Genomic DNA, 15,546 nt, shown 5'->3' with positions numbered 1-15,546 from the left:
CCCCGTCACCCTCACTCCGTTTTAAGCCCCCGCAGCAGCGCCTCCAGCGGGTACACCGCGGCAATCACCACTTCGTCGCGCGTCTGCGCCGCCGCATCCAGCCGGCGCTGCGCTTGTTCGGCCTCGGCCCGGCTCAGCGGTTTGTCCTGCTGATGGCGATCCAGCAGCGTTAACCCCAATACGGCCAGGGCATCGACGTCCTGCGCCACCGGCGCCAGCTCCCGCAGCGTGCGGTTGCCCGCGATCGCCGTTTGCAGCGCCGCGCCGTTCGCCTGCCAGCGCTGCAGCCGTTCGCGCAGCGCCTGCGCCGCCGCCTTATCGCGCTTATCCTTCAGCAAAGCCGCAACCTGGGCATGCATGTCACGCACCGCGCCGCTCTCCGGCGGCAGCGCATCGGCAAAGCGGTTCAGCGGTTCGAACTGATGATAGTTGCCGGCCTGGAACTTCAGGTGCTGCCGGGTGTAATACTGCGCCGGTTCCACCGCCTCGGCCAGGATCTGCAGCGGCGCGATCTGCACGCTGTTGCTCAGCCGGGTGAATTCGCGCGCCGTTTCCGCATGCTGCTGCAGGCCGACCGACACCACCGACCAGGCGTCGATCGCCGCCAGCCGCCGGTACATGTTGCTTTCGTCGGTAACGTCCTGCGCCGACCACAGCCGCTCCGCCACCGCGAAGGCGCGCGGCCACAGCTTGAGATCGATCAGCGGCGCGCGCACGTTTTCCGCCCACAGCGCCGCTTCACCGCCGAGAATATTGGCCTGCCCTTTCTCGTCCGGCACCACCGGCATCTTGCCCGCCGGCGCCGCCGCCAGCTTGTCGCCGCTGGTGGGGTAACGCACGTTGCCGACCAGCGTATAGCCGCTGAGCTTGTCCTGTTGCAGCGTGACCACCGGCCGCGTGTCGCCCATCCAGGTATCGACGCGGAACGTCACCTGCTGCGGCGTGCGCCAGACGATGTCGTGCACCGCGCGGCGCGACTTGCCGTTGAAATCGATAAAGCCGCGCCAGCCCTGCTTGCCCTCGATCAGCGTGAAGCTGCCCTCCACCGCGCTACCCTTCAGACGCGGCATGCTGAAACGCCAGCTTTGCGCCTGCTCGCCGGGTTGCACCGCCGTCTCAACCCCCAGCGGCTGCGGCAGAATTTCATTGCGGTAGTGATAGGCGGTGCTTTGCGGCTGATCGAGGTAGAAACCGGTGGAGAGGATGCCCTGATAGCCGTCCTGCGCGCTGGCGCCCAGCGAGTCTTGCCCCTGCCAGGATTGAATGACGATCGAGCGCGGCAGCGACGGATGGTAGATCTCGTCCCAACCGACCATCTGCCGCTGATGCTTCTCGAGGATCTTTTCCAGCTTCTGGTTGAAGTAGGCCTGCAGCGCATGGGTATCCGCCAGCCCGTTCTGCTGCATAAACGCCTGAATCGACGGCGACGCCCGCCACTGGCTGGCGTCCACTTCGTCGCCGCCGATGTGCAGATAAGGATCGGGGAAGATCGCCGCCAGCTCGCCGACGATCGCATCGACAAACTGATACACCTCGTCGCGGGTTGGATCGAGCGTCGGCTTATGCACGCCCCACTCGCGCTCCATGCGATACGGCCCCGGCGCACTCATCAGATCGGGATAGGCCACCGCGATGCTGGAGGCGTGCCCCGGCATGTCGATCTCCGGCACCACGCGAATGCCGCGCGCCGTGGCGTAAGCCACCACCTGCCGCATTTGCTCACGGGTGTAAAACAGGCCGTCGCTGGCCTGCTGCTGCAATTTGGGGTAATGCTCGGAGGCGAAGCGCCAGCCCTGATCGTCGGTCAGGTGCCAGTGGAATACGTTGAGCTTGGCCGCCGCCATGCCGTCGAGCTGGCGCAAAATGTCCGGCAGCGGCAGGAAATGGCGCGCCGAATCCAACAAAACGCCGCGCCACGGGAAGCGCGGCACATCGCGAATATCCACCAATGGCAGGAAAGTGTTTTGCCCGTCGGTCTGCAGCAGCTGCAGCAGGGTCTCCATGCCGCGCAGCGCGCCAAAGCGAGTGTTGGCGGTCAGCGTGGCGCCCTGCGGCGTGACCGCCAGCCGGTAGCTCTCATCGCTGCCCGGCAGCGGCTGCGCCGCCACCCGGTCCTTGATCACCACCTTGATCGCCGCGCCGTTTGCTTCTTCCCTCAGCGCCAGCGTCCAGCCGGTCTGCAACTCGATGCGCTGGCGCCAGCGCGGCAGCGCGTCGCCCAAATCATCGCCCTGCAGCGTCAGAGACAAGCGGCGATCCAGCACCAGCTTGCCCGCCGGTTGCGTCACTTCCACCTGCTGCGGCCAGGGCATCAGCGGCAAATCACCCGCCGGCTGCGCCAGCGCGCCGCAAGAAAACCATAACGATGAAGCCAGTAGCGTATAACGGAAAGGTCTGTGCATCGGAAATTCCTCAGAGGAAAAAAACAAAATATCCCCAATGAATTTCAAACCACCGCTAGGCGATAAACAACAACGCGTTGGTTTGAAAGGCGCAGGGGAAAACAGCCAACGCTGTAGATAAAGACTCAGCACAGAACAGATGTCCAACCGTTGCGGTGAAAAAGCGGACGGGATCACAGTTGCCCCCTCCCGGCCGGAGGGGGCGAACGGGTTATTGCCAGCCGTAGCGGCGCACGAACCAGCCTTTCACACACTGGGTCAGCACCATGTAACCGGCGAGGATCAGCACCAGCCACGGGAAGTAACCGAGCGGCAGCGCCTGCAGCTGCAGGAAGCCGGCCAGCGGCGAGAACACCAGGCCGATGCCGGTGGCGATCACCGCCAGCGTCATGATGCACAGCGGCCAGGACGGGCGGCTCTGGATAAACGGAATTTTGCGCGTGCGGATCATGTGCACGATCAGCGTTTGCGACAGCAGCCCTTCCACGAACCAGCCGGACTGGAACAGCGTCTGCATTTCCGGCGTGTTGGCCTTGAATACCCACCACATCAGGCTGAAGGTCAGCACGTCGAAGATCGAACTGATCGGCCCAAAGAACACCATAAACCGCCCCAGATCGGCGGAGTTCCAGCGCTGCGGCTGGGTGATCTGATCGTCATCGACGTTATCGAACGGGATGGCGATCTGCGAGATGTCGTACATCAGGTTCTGAATCAACAGGTGCAGCGGCAACATCGGCAGGAACGGCAGGAAGGCGCTGGCGATCAGCACGCTGAACACGTTGCCGAAGTTGGAGCTGGCGGTCATCTTGATGTATTTCAGCATGTTGGCGAAGGTGCGGCGCCCTTCGATCACCCCCTGCTCCAGCACCATCAGGCTTTTTTCCAGCAGGATGATGTCCGCCGCTTCCTTGGCGATATCCACCGCCGAATCGACGGAGATGCCGATATCTGCCGCGCGCAGCGCCGGCGCGTCGTTGATGCCGTCGCCCATAAAGCCCACCACGTGCCCCTGGCGGCGCAGCAGTTTGACGATGCGCTCCTTGTGCAGCGGCGTCAGCTTGGCGAACACCGTGGTGCGCGCCGCCGCCTGCGCCAGCTGCTCGTCGTCCATCTGCTCGATCTCGCTGCCGCGCAGCAGATGATCGGCCTCGAGCCCGACGTCACGGCACACTTTGGCGGCCACCAGTTCGTTGTCGCCGGTGAGGATCTTCACCGTGACGCCGTTCTGTTTCAGCGCCGCCAGCGCCGGCGCGGTGCTCTCCTTCGGCGGATCGAGGAAGGCGACGTAGCCTTCGAGGATCAGATCCGACTCGTCCGCCACGCCGTATTCATGGGTTTGCGCCGGCAGGATCTTGTTGGCCACCGCCACCACCCGCAGCCCCTGCTGGTTGAGATCGTCGGTGATGCGGCGGATCCTCGCCAGCAGCGCCTCGCTCAGCGGGATCACCTCGTCTTCGTGGCGCACGTGGCTGCAAATCGCCAGCATCTCTTCCAGCGCGCCCTTGCACACCAGCTCGTGATACTCGTTGTCTTTGGCCACCACCACCGACATGCGGCGGCGCACGAAGTCGAACGGGATCTCATCCACCTTGCGGTAGTTTTGCAGCGCCTGCGGCTGCTGATTTTGCTCCGCGCAGCTCAACACCGCCACGTCGAGCAGGTTTTTCAGCCCGGTCTGGTAGAAGCTGTTCAACCAGGCGTAGCGCAGCACCCGCTCGCTGCTGGCGCCGAACACGTCGGTATGGCGCTCCAGCACGATCTTGTCCTGAGTCAGGGTGCCGGTCTTGTCGGTGCACAGAATGTCCATCGCGCCGAAGTTCTGGATGGCGTCCAGGCGTTTGACGATCACCTTCTGACGCGACAGCTTCACCGCCCCTTTGGCCAGCGTCGAGGTGACGATCATCGGCAGCATCTCCGGCGTCAGCCCGACCGCCACCGACAGCGCGAACAGCGCCGCCTCCCACCAGTCGCCCTTGGTGTAGCCGTTGATCAGCAGCACGATCGGCGTCATCACCAGCATAAATCGGATCAGCAACCAGCTGACCTTGCTGATGCCGCTCTGGAAGGCGTTCGGCTGCTCATCCTGGCTGGTGACGCGCTGCGCCAACTGGCCGAAATAGGTGCCGCCGCCGGTGCCAATCACCATCGCCAGCGCGGTGCCGCTGACCACGTTGGTGCCCATGAAGCACAGGTTCTGGCAGTCGAGCGGATCGGCCGCCAACGCCTGCGGCGCCGCGGATTTTTCCACCGGCAGCGATTCACCGGTCAGCGCCGCCTGGCTGATGAACAGATCCTTGGCCGACAGCACGCGCAGATCCGCCGGGATCATGTCGCCGGCCGCCAGCTTGATGATGTCGCCCGGCACCAGCTGCGCGATCGGCAGCTCCACGTGCTCGCTCCTGCCGGTGAGCGCATCGCTGCGGATCACCGTGGCGGTGTTGCTCACCATGGCCTTCAGCGCGTCGGCCGCCCGGTTGGAGCGCGCCTCCTGGATGAAGTTCAGCAGCGTGGAGATCAGCACCATCAGCGCGATCACCAAGGCGCCGGTCAAATCCTCGGTGGCGTAAGAGATCATGCCGAGCGCGGTCAGCAGCAGGTTGAACGGGTTGCGGTAGCAGTGCCAGAGGTGTTGCCACCAGGCCTCTTTCTGCTGATCGTCGATGACGTTCTCGCCGCAGCGCTGGCGCACCTGTTCCGCCTCATGGGCGGTGATGCCTTCCGGATGGCTGTGAAAACGCTCAAAGAGTTGCATCGTTTCTGCGGCGGCGCATGCCAGCCGCTGCTGCGCCAGGCCGGCCGGCATGTCGCGCGCAGCGCCGCCGACGCTGTCCAGCAGGCTGTCGCGGCGCACCAAACGGCGCGGGAGGCCGCGGGCGAACAGGCCCAGCAGCTGACGGGGGAGTTTTTTCAGTTTCATGGTTCGCACCTCGTCGCCCGGTGCCTCACGGCAGCGGGTAAACGGGGATCGTCATCGGCCGGGCGGATGGCGGGTGCGCCAAAAAGCCTCTGCCAACGCAGATCCTTATTCTTTTTTTCAGCAGCAGGAGCGAACGACAAAGCGCGCGCTACCGGTTACCGTGATGTACTTCACCGGTAAAACAGCAGCGCCAGGCGGAGAGGTTTTACCGGAGAACCGAGTGAGTGTCTAAAGCAGTCGGGTCGGGGTCCATATGGGGAATAACCTCCGGTAAAGGGAAAAACAGAGCGGCAGGAGCGGCCGTTCATCGCAATGTCACAATCCCGTTTTGCATCAAGATCCGCGTCGGAAAATGAGCTATGCTGACGGGCATTGTTTTACAGGCCGTTATGTTACGCCTGTCCACTTCAACGAAAAGTAAACCATGCAAAACCGGCTGACCATCAAGGACATCGCACGCCTGAGCGGCGTAGGTAAATCCACCGTCTCACGCGTGTTGAACAATGAAGGCAGCGTGAGCCCGCAAACCCGTGAACGGGTGGAAGCGGTGATCCGTCAGCAAGGGTTTACCCCCTCCAAGTCGGCGCGCGCCATGCGCGGCCAGAGCGACAAAGTGGTGGGCATTATCGTTTCCCGTCTCGATTCGCCGTCGGAAAACCAGGCGGTGCGCACCATGCTGCCGTTGCTGTACCAGCAGGGCTTCGATCCGATCGTGATGGAGAGCCAGTTCGAAACTCGCCTGGTGCAGGAGCATCTGCACGTGCTGCATCAGCGCAACGTCGACGGCGTGATCCTGTTTGGCTTCACCGGCCTGACCGCGGCGATGCTCAAGCCGTGGCAGGAAAAAATGGTGGTGATGGTGCGCGAATACGACGGCTTCTCGTCCGTCTGCTACGACGACGCCGGCGCGGTGAACCTGCTGATGGATCGCCTGTATCGGCAAGGGCATCGGCATATCGGCTATCTGGGGGTGCAGCTCAGCGACGCCACCACCGGCCAACGCCGCTACCAGGCCTATCTCGACGCCTGTGAACGCCTCACGCTCACGCCGCGCGCCACGCTGGGCGAGCTGAGCTACCAGAGCGGTTTCCAGCACGCCGCCGAAGTGATTGACGCGCACACCAGCGCGCTGGTTTGCGCCTCCGACAGCATCGCCCTGGGGGCGATCAAATACCTGCAACAGCAGCCGACGCGCGCCATCCAGGTATGCGCCATCGGTAACACCCCGCTGCTCAGCTTCCTGTTCCCCGACACCCTGTCGGTGGAGTTCGGCTACGGCAGCGCCGGCCTGCTGGCGGCGCAGCAGCTGTTGGCACAGCTCAGTGGCGAACAGGGGATCCGCCGCCTGGTGGTGCCCAGCAAACTTTCCTGATTAGAAGTTGGCCATTTTTTGTCATTTTGTGATCCTCGCCCCAAACCGGGAACGTTCCCATTTCATTCAAAAAGCCGAGTGGCTAAGCTTTGATCATTACTCAGTCAACACCTCTGCAGGTATCCCATAATGAGCAAAGTAAAACAGCAGGATATTGATCGCCTGATTGTTTTGGTCGGCGGCCGCGAGAACATCGCCACCGTCAGCCATTGCATTACCCGGCTGCGTTTCGTCCTCAATGATCCCAGCAAGGCCAGCCCCAAAGAAATCGAAGCGCTGCCGATGGTCAAGGGTTGCTTCACCAACGCCGGGCAGTTCCAGGTGGTGATCGGCACCGACGTCGGCGACTACTATCAGGCGCTGATCGCCAGCACCGGCGTCAACGAGGCCGACAAAGAACAGGCCAAGGTAGCCGCGCGCCAGAACATGACCTGGACCGAGCGCACCATCTCCCACTTCGCCGAGATCTTCTTCCCGCTGCTGCCGGCGCTGATCAGCGGCGGTCTGATCCTCGGCTTCCGCAACGTGATCGGCGACATCCCAATGTCCGGCGGCCAAACGCTGGCGCAGATGCACCCGGCGTGGAAAACCGTTTACGACTTCCTGTGGCTGCTCGGTGAAGCGATCTTCATGTTCCTGCCGGTGGCTATCTGCTGGTCGACGGTGAAAAAGATGGGCGGCACCCCGGTGCTCGGCATCGTGCTGGGCGTTACCCTGGTGTCGCCGCAGCTGATGAACTCCTACCTGCTCGGCCAGCAAACGCCGGAAGTGTGGAACTTCGGCTGGTTCGTGATCCAGAAAGTGGGCTATCAGGCGCAGGTGATCCCGTCGATCCTGGCGGGCATGGCGCTGGGCTGGATCGAAACCCGGCTGAAAAAGATCGTTCCCGACTATCTCTATCTGGTGGTGGTGCCGGTGGTCTCGCTGCTGCTGGCGGTGTTCCTGGCACACGCGCTGATCGGGCCGTTCGGCCGCATGATCGGCGACGGCGTCGCCTGGGCGGTGAAAGCGGTGATGACCGGCAGCTTCGCCCCGGTGGGCGCCGCGCTGTTCGGCTTCCTGTATGCGCCGCTGGTGATCACCGGCGTGCACCAGACCACGCTGGCCATCGACATGCAGATGATCCAGAGCATGGGCGGCACCCCGGTATGGCCGCTGATTGCGCTGTCCAACATCGCGCAGGCCTCGGCAGTGCTCGGCATCATCATCATCAGCCGCAAGGCCAACGAGCGTGAAATCTCAGTGCCGGCCGCGATCTCCGCCTACCTCGGCGTGACCGAACCGGCGATGTACGGCATCAACCTCAAATACCGCTTCCCGATGCTGTGCGCGATGATCGGCTCCGCGATCGCGGGCCTTATCTGCGGCCTGGACGGCGTAATGGCCAACGGCATCGGCGTCGGTGGCCTGCCGGGCATCCTGTCTATCAAGCCGCAGTTCTGGCTGATTTACTCGCTGGCGATTCTGGTGGCGATCGTCATCCCGCTGGTGCTGACCATCATGGTCTACAAACGCAAGGCCGCCCGCGGCGAGCTGCCGGTTTAATTGACGCAAAATACGCAACATGAATGTAGGGGCTGGAAATACCCTATAGCTTTCGAGCTGCAGCTAGGCGGCAAGGGTGCAAATCCCCAGGAGCTTACTCAAGTAAGTGACTGGGGTGCAGCGCCAGCAGCCAACAACGCTGCGGTTTGAAAGATGAAGGGTACAGGCCCGTTGTCACGATTCAAAGGTATTGAACTATGAGCAACCCAACCCCCTGGTGGCAGAACGGCGTCATCTACCAAATTTATCCGAAGAGTTTTCAGGACAGCACCGGCAACGGCTACGGCGATTTGGCCGGCGTGACGCGGCGGCTGGACTATCTGCAGGAGCTGGGCGTCGACGCCATCTGGCTGACGCCGGTCTACGTATCGCCGCAGGTGGACAACGGCTATGACGTGGCGGACTACTGCGCCATCGATCCGGCTTACGGCAGCATGGCGGACTTCGAGCAGCTGGTCGCCGCCGCCCACCGGCGCGGCATCCGCATCGTGATGGATATGGTGTTCAACCACACCTCGACCGAGCACCCGTGGTTCAAGGCCGCGCAGGATCGCCACAGCCCGTATCGTCAGTTCTACGTCTGGCGCGACGGCGAAGGCGATACGCCGCCGAACAACTGGCGCTCCAAGTTCGGCGGTAACGCCTGGCAGTGGCACGCCGACAGCGGCCAGTACTACCTGCACCTGTTCGCCGCCGAGCAGGCGGATCTCAACTGGGAACACCCGCCGGTGCGCGAAGAGCTGAAGAAAGTGTGTCAGTTCTGGGCGGATAAAGGCGTCGACGGCCTGCGCCTCGACGTGATCAATCTGGTGTCCAAACAGCAGGATTTCCCGTCCGACAGCCTGGGCGACGGCCGCCGCTTCTACACCGACGGCCCGCGCATCCACGAGTTCCTGCAGGAGATGAGCCGCGAGGTGTTTCAGCCGCGCGGCCTGATGACGGTGGGCGAGATGTCTTCCACCACGCTTGAGCATTGCCAGCAGTACGCGGCGCAGAGCGGCGAAGAGCTGTCGATGACCTTCAACTTCCACCACCTGAAGGTGGACTACGCCGGCGGTGAAAAATGGACGCGGGCGGCGCCGGATTACGTGGAACTGAAGCAGATCTTCCGCCACTGGCAGCAAGGGATGCATAACCGCGCCTGGAACGCGCTGTTCTGGTGCAACCACGATCAGCCGCGCATCGTGTCGCGCTTCGGCGATGAAGGCGCACTGCGGGTGCCGGCCGCCAAAATGCTGGCGATGGTGCTGCACGGCATGCAGGGCACGCCTTATATCTATCAGGGCGAAGAACTCGGCATGACCAACCCCGGCTTCCGCGCCATCGAGCAGTATCGCGACGTGGAAAGCCTGAACATGTACGCCGAACTGCGCGCCCAGGGCCGCAGCGACGCCGAGCTGCTGGCGATCCTGGCCGACAAATCGCGCGACAACGGCCGCACCCCGATGCAGTGGAGCGCCGCGCCGCACGCCGGTTTCACCACCGGCACGCCGTGGATCGGCTGCGCCGAGAACTATCCGCAGATCAACGCCGACGCGGCGCTGGCCGATCTCGACTCGGTGTTTTACGCCTACCGCCAGCTGATCATCCTGCGCAAGCAGTATCCGCTGCTAACCCACGGCGACTATCAGGATCTGGCGCCGGATCACCCGGCGCTGTGGTGCTATCAGCGCAGCTGGAACGGCCAGCGCCTGCTGGTGGTAGCCAACCTGAGCCGCGAACCGCTGGCCTGGGCGGCGGAAGGCGTGGAAGCCTCCGCGCAATGGCGCCCGCTGATGAGCAACTACGCCGATTCGGCGGATCAGCCGCAGGCGCTGACGCTGCGGCCGTTCGAAGCGGTGTGGTGGCTGCTCGAAGACTGACCCCGCAGGGCGCAGCGAGCGCTGCGCCCTACAATGTCCCCATCAGCGCCACCACCCCGGCGGCCTCTTGCGCCAACTGCTCATCGCTCATGTCGCTCACGCCCTGCACCAGGTGCGGCGGCAGATAATCCATGCCGGTCAGGTTAGCCAGCGCGTGGAACGGCAGCAGCAGATCCTGCACCGGATAGCGGTTGTAGCCTGCCGGCGTGTAGGCCTGCGCGTTGCCGCCGGTGCTCACCACCAACTGCAGCGGCTTGCCGTGCAGTTTGGTGCCCTCGCTGCCGTAGGCGAAACCATAAGTTAATACCGCGTCCTGCCATTCGCGCAGGATCGCCGGCGAGCTGTACCAGAAAAACGGGAACATCATCACCACCGCATCGTGGCTTTCCAGCAGTGCCTGTTCGCGCGCCACGTCGATGCGGTAATCCGGGTAAGTGCGGATCAGTTCGTGCACGGTCACGTTAGGCAGCGGGCGCACGGCCTCGATCAGCGCCTGGTTGATGCGCGACTCGTCGGGGGTGCGGTGGGCGGTTAACACTAAAATGCGTGACATAAAGGATTCCTTGAACGTAAAGAAGATGAGGCATTTTTCCATTTCTGCCGCTTCGGGTGTAGGCTGTTCAAGGTCACTTCAATTTCAACCGAAAGTATCAACCACTATGTCGCTGCCCTTTGATGTGCACCGCCTGCTGCCGGCCTTCCTCGCCGCCGCGCAGGCGCAAAATTTCTCCGCCGCCGCCCGCCAGTTGGGCGTCACGCCGGCGGCGGTCAGCAAAAATATCCGCGCGCTGGAAGAGAAGCTGGCGCTGCGGCTGTTTCAGCGCAACACCCACAACATGCTGCTGACCGACGAGGGCAAAGCGCTGCTGGCACAGGTGGCGCCGCTGTGGCAGGCGCTGGCGGCGACGCTGGAAAGCGCCGGCGGCGAACGGCAGGCGCCTGCCGGGGTGGTGCGCGTCACGATGATCCCCGGCTTCGGCCGCCAGATGCTGATGCCGTTGATCCCGCAATTTCTGGCGCGCTACCCGCAGATCGATCTCGATCTGTCGCTGGATGCGCGGGTGGTGAATCTGGTGGGCGAAGGTTTCGACGTCGGCATCGGCAGCCGGGTCGATCCCGACAGCCGGCTGGTGGCCCGCCCGCTCTACCCGATGCATATGGTGCTGGCGGCGTCACCCGACTATCTGGCGCGGCGCGGTGAACCGCAAACGCCGCACGATCTGCTGCGGCACGACTGCCTGCTGCACCGCAACCCGGCCAACGGCCGCCACGTCAAATGGCAGCTGCGCCATCAGGGCGAAACCCTGGCGCTGGATCTGAACGGCCGGCTGGTGGTCAGCCGCCCGGAGATGTTGCTGGATGCGGCGCTGGCCGGGCTGGGCATCGTCAACCTGGCGCGCTGGTATCTCGACAAACACTTCGAACAGGGCACGCTGCGGCCGGTGCTGGCAGAATGCTGGCCGCGCCCGGTGCAGCTGTGGCTCTATTACGCTTCGGCGGATCTGCCGCCGCGGGTGCGCGTCTGGGTCGATTTTCTGCTGGCGCATTTTCGCGATCGGCCAACCGGCGATTGACGTCTGTTCAGCTTGCACACGCTCTTCCGTTTTCCTTGTTCTACATCAAAAGAATCTCGCCAATATCTATATATAGTGCATTAAGAATTACGAACACCTATATATAGTAGTTATCCACAAAATCATCCACACGTCGCCACAGCCCTTACGCGCTGCGGCTTTGCCCTGTGGATAAGCGAAATTTGACGGTTGCTCGCCATGCCAGGCGGGTATGAACGCTCCCTCGGGGAACAAGGAGTACAACGTGAAACCAGTAGTGATTAAGCGGGACGGTTGCCAGGTACCTTTTGACGAAGCGCGCATCGCGCAGGCCATCGAGCGCGCCGCGCTGGCGGTGGGCGTGGTCGACGCCGACTACTGCGCCACCGTCGCCCGCGTGGTCGCTCAGCGCATGGAGCAGCAGCCGCGCGTCGATATCCACGAGATCCAGCAGGCGGTGGAAAACCAGCTGATGGCCGGTGAATACAAACAGCTGGCGCGCGCCTATATCGAATACCGCCACGATCGCGACGTGGCGCGCGAGTTGCGCGGCCGCCTGAACCAGGAAATTCGCGGCCTGGTCGAGCAAAGCAACCGCGCGCTGCTGAACGAGAACGCCAACAAGGACAGCAAGGTGATCCCCACCCAGCGCGACCTGCTGGCGGGCATCGTCGCCAAACACTACGCCAAGCAGCACATCCTGCCGCGCGACGTGGTGCTGGCCCATGAACGCGGCGAAATTCACTACCACGATCTCGACTACTCGCCGTTCTTCCCGATGTTCAACTGCATGCTGATCGATCTGAAAGGCATGCTGACCAACGGCTTCAAGATGGGCAACGCCGAAATCGAGCCGCCGAAGTCGATCTCCACCGCCACCGCCGTGACCGCGCAGATCATCGCCCAGGTCGCCAGCCATATCTATGGCGGCACCACCATCAACCGCATCGATGAAATCCTGGCGCCGTTCGTCGACGAGAGCTTCCGCAAACACCTGCAGGTGGCGGAGGAATGGCAGATCCCGGACGCCAAAGGCTATGCCATGGCGCGCACCGAGAAAGAGTGTTACGACGCCTTCCAGTCGCTGGAGTACGAGGTCAACACCCTGCACACCGCCAACGGCCAGACGCCGTTCGTCACCTTCGGCTTCGGCCTTGGCACCAGCTGGGAGTCGCGCCTGATCCAACGCTCGATCCTGAAAAACCGCATCGCCGGGCTGGGCAAAAACCGCAAGACCGCCGTGTTCCCCAAACTGGTGTTCGCCATCCGCGACGGCCTCAACCACCAGTACGGCGATCCGAACTACGACATCAAGCAGCTGGCGCTGGAGTGCGCCAGCAAGCGCATGTACCCGGACATCCTCAACTACGATCAAGTGGTTAAAGTCACCGGCTCGTTCAAAACGCCGATGGGCTGCCGCAGCTTCCTCGGCACCTACGAGCAGGACGGCGAACTGGTGCACGACGGCCGCAACAACATCGGCGTCATCAGCCTCAACCTGCCGCGCATCGCGCTGGAGGCGATGGGCGATGAGTCGCGCTTCTGGGCGCTGCTGGAACAGCGCCTGCAGCTGGCGAAAAAGGCCCTGATGACGCGCATCGCCCGGCTGGAAGGCATCAAGGCGCGGGTGGCACCAATCTTGTACATGGAAGGCGCCTGCGGCGTGCGGCTCAAGGCCGACGACAACATCGCGGATATCTTCAAGAATGGCCGCGCCTCGATTTCGCTGGGCTACATCGGCCTGCACGAGACCATCAACGCGCTGTTCGGCGGCAAAAAACACGTGTATGACGACGAGGCGCTGCGCGCCAAAGCGGTGGCGATCGTCACGCGGCTGCGCGCCGCCGTCGACGCCTGGAAAGACGAGACCGGCTACGGCTTCAGCCTCTACAGCACGCCGAGCGAGAACCTGTGCGATCGCTTCTGCCGACTGGACACCGCCGATTTCGGCGTAGTGCCGGGCGTCACCGACAAGGGCTATTACACCAACAGCTTCCACCTCGACGTGGAGAAGAAGGTCAATCCGTACGACAAGCTGGACTTCGAAGCGCCCTACCCGCCGTTGGCCAGCGGCGGCTTCATCTGCTACGGCGAATACCCGAACCTGCAGCACAACCTGAAGGCGCTGGAAGACGTGTGGGACTACAGCTACACCCGGGTGCCTTACTACGGCACCAACACGCCGATCGACGAGTGCTACGAATGCGGCTTCACCGGTGAATTCTCCTGCACCAGCAAAGGCTTCACCTGCCCGAAATGCGGCAATCACGACTCGGCCAAGGTCTCGGTCACCCGCCGGGTGTGCGGCTATCTCGGCAGCCCCGATGCCCGGCCGTTCAACGCCGGCAAGCAGGAAGAGGTGAAACGCCGGGTGAAACACCTCGGCAACGGGCAGCTCGGCTGAGAAACGCCGTGCAACCAAGGCAGAAGCCTGTTCATCAGGCGTGATTGTCGCAGCCGGTTTGCCTTCGGCCAGCGCGCACCAACCGCAGCGTACACGCAGTACGTGAGGATTGGGAGCACTGCCCGGAGGCAAAATGGCCAGTAAAATAGCCTGATGGGCAGGCCTCACATGAATTATCACCAGTATTACCCGATCGACGTCGTCAACGGCCCCGGCACCCGCTGCACGCTGTTTGTCGCCGGCTGCGTGCACCAGTGCCCCGGTTGCTACAACAAAAGCACCTGGCGGCTCAACTCCGGCCAGCCGTTTACCCCAGCGCTGGAAGACCGCATCATCACCGATCTGAACGATACGCGCGTGCCGCGCCAGGGGCTGTCGCTCTCCGGCGGCGATCCGCTGCACCCGGCCAACGTGCCGAGCATCTTGCAACTGGTGAAACGGGTACGCGCCGAATGCCCCGGCAAGGATATCTGGTTGTGGACCGGCTACCGGCTGGCGGAGCTGGACGCACAGCAAATGCAGGTAGTAGACAGGATCAACGTGCTGATCGACGGCAAGTTCGTGCAGGATTTGAAAGACCCGGCGCTGATCTGGCGCGGCAGTAGCAACCAGGTGGTGCATAGGTTGCGATGAGCCAACAACACACGTTTCAATAGGTATTCATCCAAACTCGACCTGACGCATCGGCAGCATAGAGTTAATCTGACAGGCGGCTCTGTGCCAAAAGCGGATGTTAGGGGTGCAAACCTTGCTCTAATGATGCCGTAGATACTACAGAGGGTATGATTGACTGAGAGAGCGACTGATTTTTCAAACTTGTAAAATCAGTGATTTCAGCCTCATTGTGGTAATGGCATAATCAGGCTGGCGAAAGTGAGGGTGAGAATGGATAAAACATCTAAAAATCAGATAGTAGACAGCGACATTGCGCGTTTATTGCTTAAACATAGGAAGGCACGCAACTGGACGGTAGCAGAGCTTGCCCAACGGTCGGGCGTCAGTCAGGCCATGATCAGCAAGGTTGAACGAGGGGCCTCCAGTCCCAGCGCCACGATCCTCGGCCGTTTAGCCAACGCGATGAATATCACGCTATCAAAACTTTTCGCAGAGCTTGAGCAACACCAGAACTCACTGGTGCTCTTTGCTCATCAGCAGCAGCATTGGACAGATGAAAAGTCGGGCATTACCCGCTGGTCTCTGTCCCCAGCGGGCGCATGTCCCGAACTTATCAAAGTTGAAATTCCTGCTCTTGGTCAACTTACGATACCCGCTTCCGCCAGTGAGCATCTTTCCGGCCAAACGCTGTGGGTGTTGAGTGGCAGCCTTGATTTTCGGGTCAATAATCAAACCCATCATTTACGCGCCGGTGACTGTTTTGCCCTGACCTTTGCCAGCGAGTACCAAATGAGCAATCCCGACAGTGAGCAGGGTTGTGCATACGTCGTTGCTTTTAGCCAAAAAAATCAATAAGGCGCCACTGCCACGACG

The 15,546-nt window shown here is 62.3% G+C and carries 10 protein-coding genes; 7 read left to right on the top strand and 3 right to left on the bottom strand.

The genetic code is table 11. The features are described from left to right. Positions 1 to 11: 11 nt before the first annotated feature. Positions 12 to 2,402 carry a beta-N-acetylhexosaminidase gene (locus QMZ29_RS22340; RefSeq protein WP_197811271.1) on the bottom strand — a complete coding sequence of 797 codons (2,391 nt, stop codon included), beginning with the start codon at positions 2,400 to 2,402 and terminating at the stop codon, positions 12 to 14. A 211-nt stretch (positions 2,403 to 2,613) separates the two neighbouring features. Then, a complete protein-coding gene (mgtA, locus tag QMZ29_RS22335) occupies positions 2,614 to 5,322 on the bottom strand; it encodes a magnesium-translocating P-type ATPase (protein WP_261425348.1) in 2,709 nt (902 codons plus the stop codon). 424 nt (positions 5,323 to 5,746) lie between these two features. Between mgtA and treR the strand changes: the two genes are divergently transcribed. The 3 genes from treR (at position 5,747) to treC (ending at position 10,101) form a co-directional block, all read left to right on the top strand. Further along, complete coding sequence (treR, locus tag QMZ29_RS22330; protein WP_049204473.1) at positions 5,747 to 6,694, top strand: trehalose operon repressor TreR; 948 nt, start codon at positions 5,747 to 5,749, stop codon at positions 6,692 to 6,694. Positions 6,695 to 6,823: 129 nt separating this feature from the next. Beyond that, complete coding sequence (gene treB, locus QMZ29_RS22325) at positions 6,824 to 8,239, top strand: PTS trehalose transporter subunit IIBC (RefSeq protein WP_016929287.1); 1,416 nt, start codon at positions 6,824 to 6,826, stop codon at positions 8,237 to 8,239. Between the two features lie 197 nt (positions 8,240 to 8,436). Then, positions 8,437 to 10,101 carry an alpha,alpha-phosphotrehalase gene (gene treC, locus QMZ29_RS22320; RefSeq protein ID WP_261425351.1) on the top strand — a complete coding sequence of 555 codons (1,665 nt, stop codon included), beginning with the start codon at positions 8,437 to 8,439 and terminating at the stop codon, positions 10,099 to 10,101. 28 nt (positions 10,102 to 10,129) lie between these two features. On the opposite strand, the gene QMZ29_RS22315 is transcribed toward treC, so the two are convergent. Further along, positions 10,130 to 10,654 carry an NAD(P)H-dependent oxidoreductase gene (locus tag QMZ29_RS22315; RefSeq protein ID WP_049195798.1) on the bottom strand — a complete coding sequence of 175 codons (525 nt, stop codon included), beginning with the start codon at positions 10,652 to 10,654 and terminating at the stop codon, positions 10,130 to 10,132. A gap of 106 nt (positions 10,655 to 10,760) precedes the next feature. Here QMZ29_RS22315 and QMZ29_RS22310 point away from each other — a divergent pair, with 106 nt between their 5' ends. The 4 genes from QMZ29_RS22310 (at position 10,761) to QMZ29_RS22295 (ending at position 15,528) form a co-directional block, all read left to right on the top strand. Then, complete coding sequence (locus QMZ29_RS22310) at positions 10,761 to 11,675, top strand: LysR family transcriptional regulator (protein ID WP_261425354.1); 915 nt, start codon at positions 10,761 to 10,763, stop codon at positions 11,673 to 11,675. A gap of 244 nt (positions 11,676 to 11,919) precedes the next feature. Further along, the gene (gene nrdD, locus QMZ29_RS22305) at positions 11,920 to 14,058 is read left to right on the top strand and encodes an anaerobic ribonucleoside-triphosphate reductase (protein ID WP_261425356.1); all 2,139 of its coding nucleotides are present in this window, start codon (positions 11,920 to 11,922) and stop codon (positions 14,056 to 14,058) included. A gap of 168 nt (positions 14,059 to 14,226) precedes the next feature. After that, on the top strand, positions 14,227 to 14,691 hold the full coding sequence (gene nrdG / locus QMZ29_RS22300) for an anaerobic ribonucleoside-triphosphate reductase-activating protein (protein WP_117187880.1): 465 nt from the start codon (positions 14,227 to 14,229) through the stop codon (positions 14,689 to 14,691). Between the two features lie 252 nt (positions 14,692 to 14,943). Next, positions 14,944 to 15,528 (top strand): helix-turn-helix domain-containing protein, encoded by a 585-nt coding sequence (locus QMZ29_RS22295; protein WP_025305101.1) that lies wholly within the window; start codon positions 14,944 to 14,946, stop codon positions 15,526 to 15,528. Positions 15,529 to 15,546 lie beyond the last annotated feature (18 nt).

The sequence above is a fragment of the Serratia sp. PF-27 genome, assembly GCF_030053255.1.
Taxonomy (GTDB): Bacteria; Pseudomonadota; Gammaproteobacteria; order Enterobacterales; family Enterobacteriaceae; genus Serratia; species Serratia bockelmannii.
The sequence above is the reverse complement of the archived record's forward strand: the minus strand, read 5'-3'. Positions and strand labels throughout refer to the sequence as shown.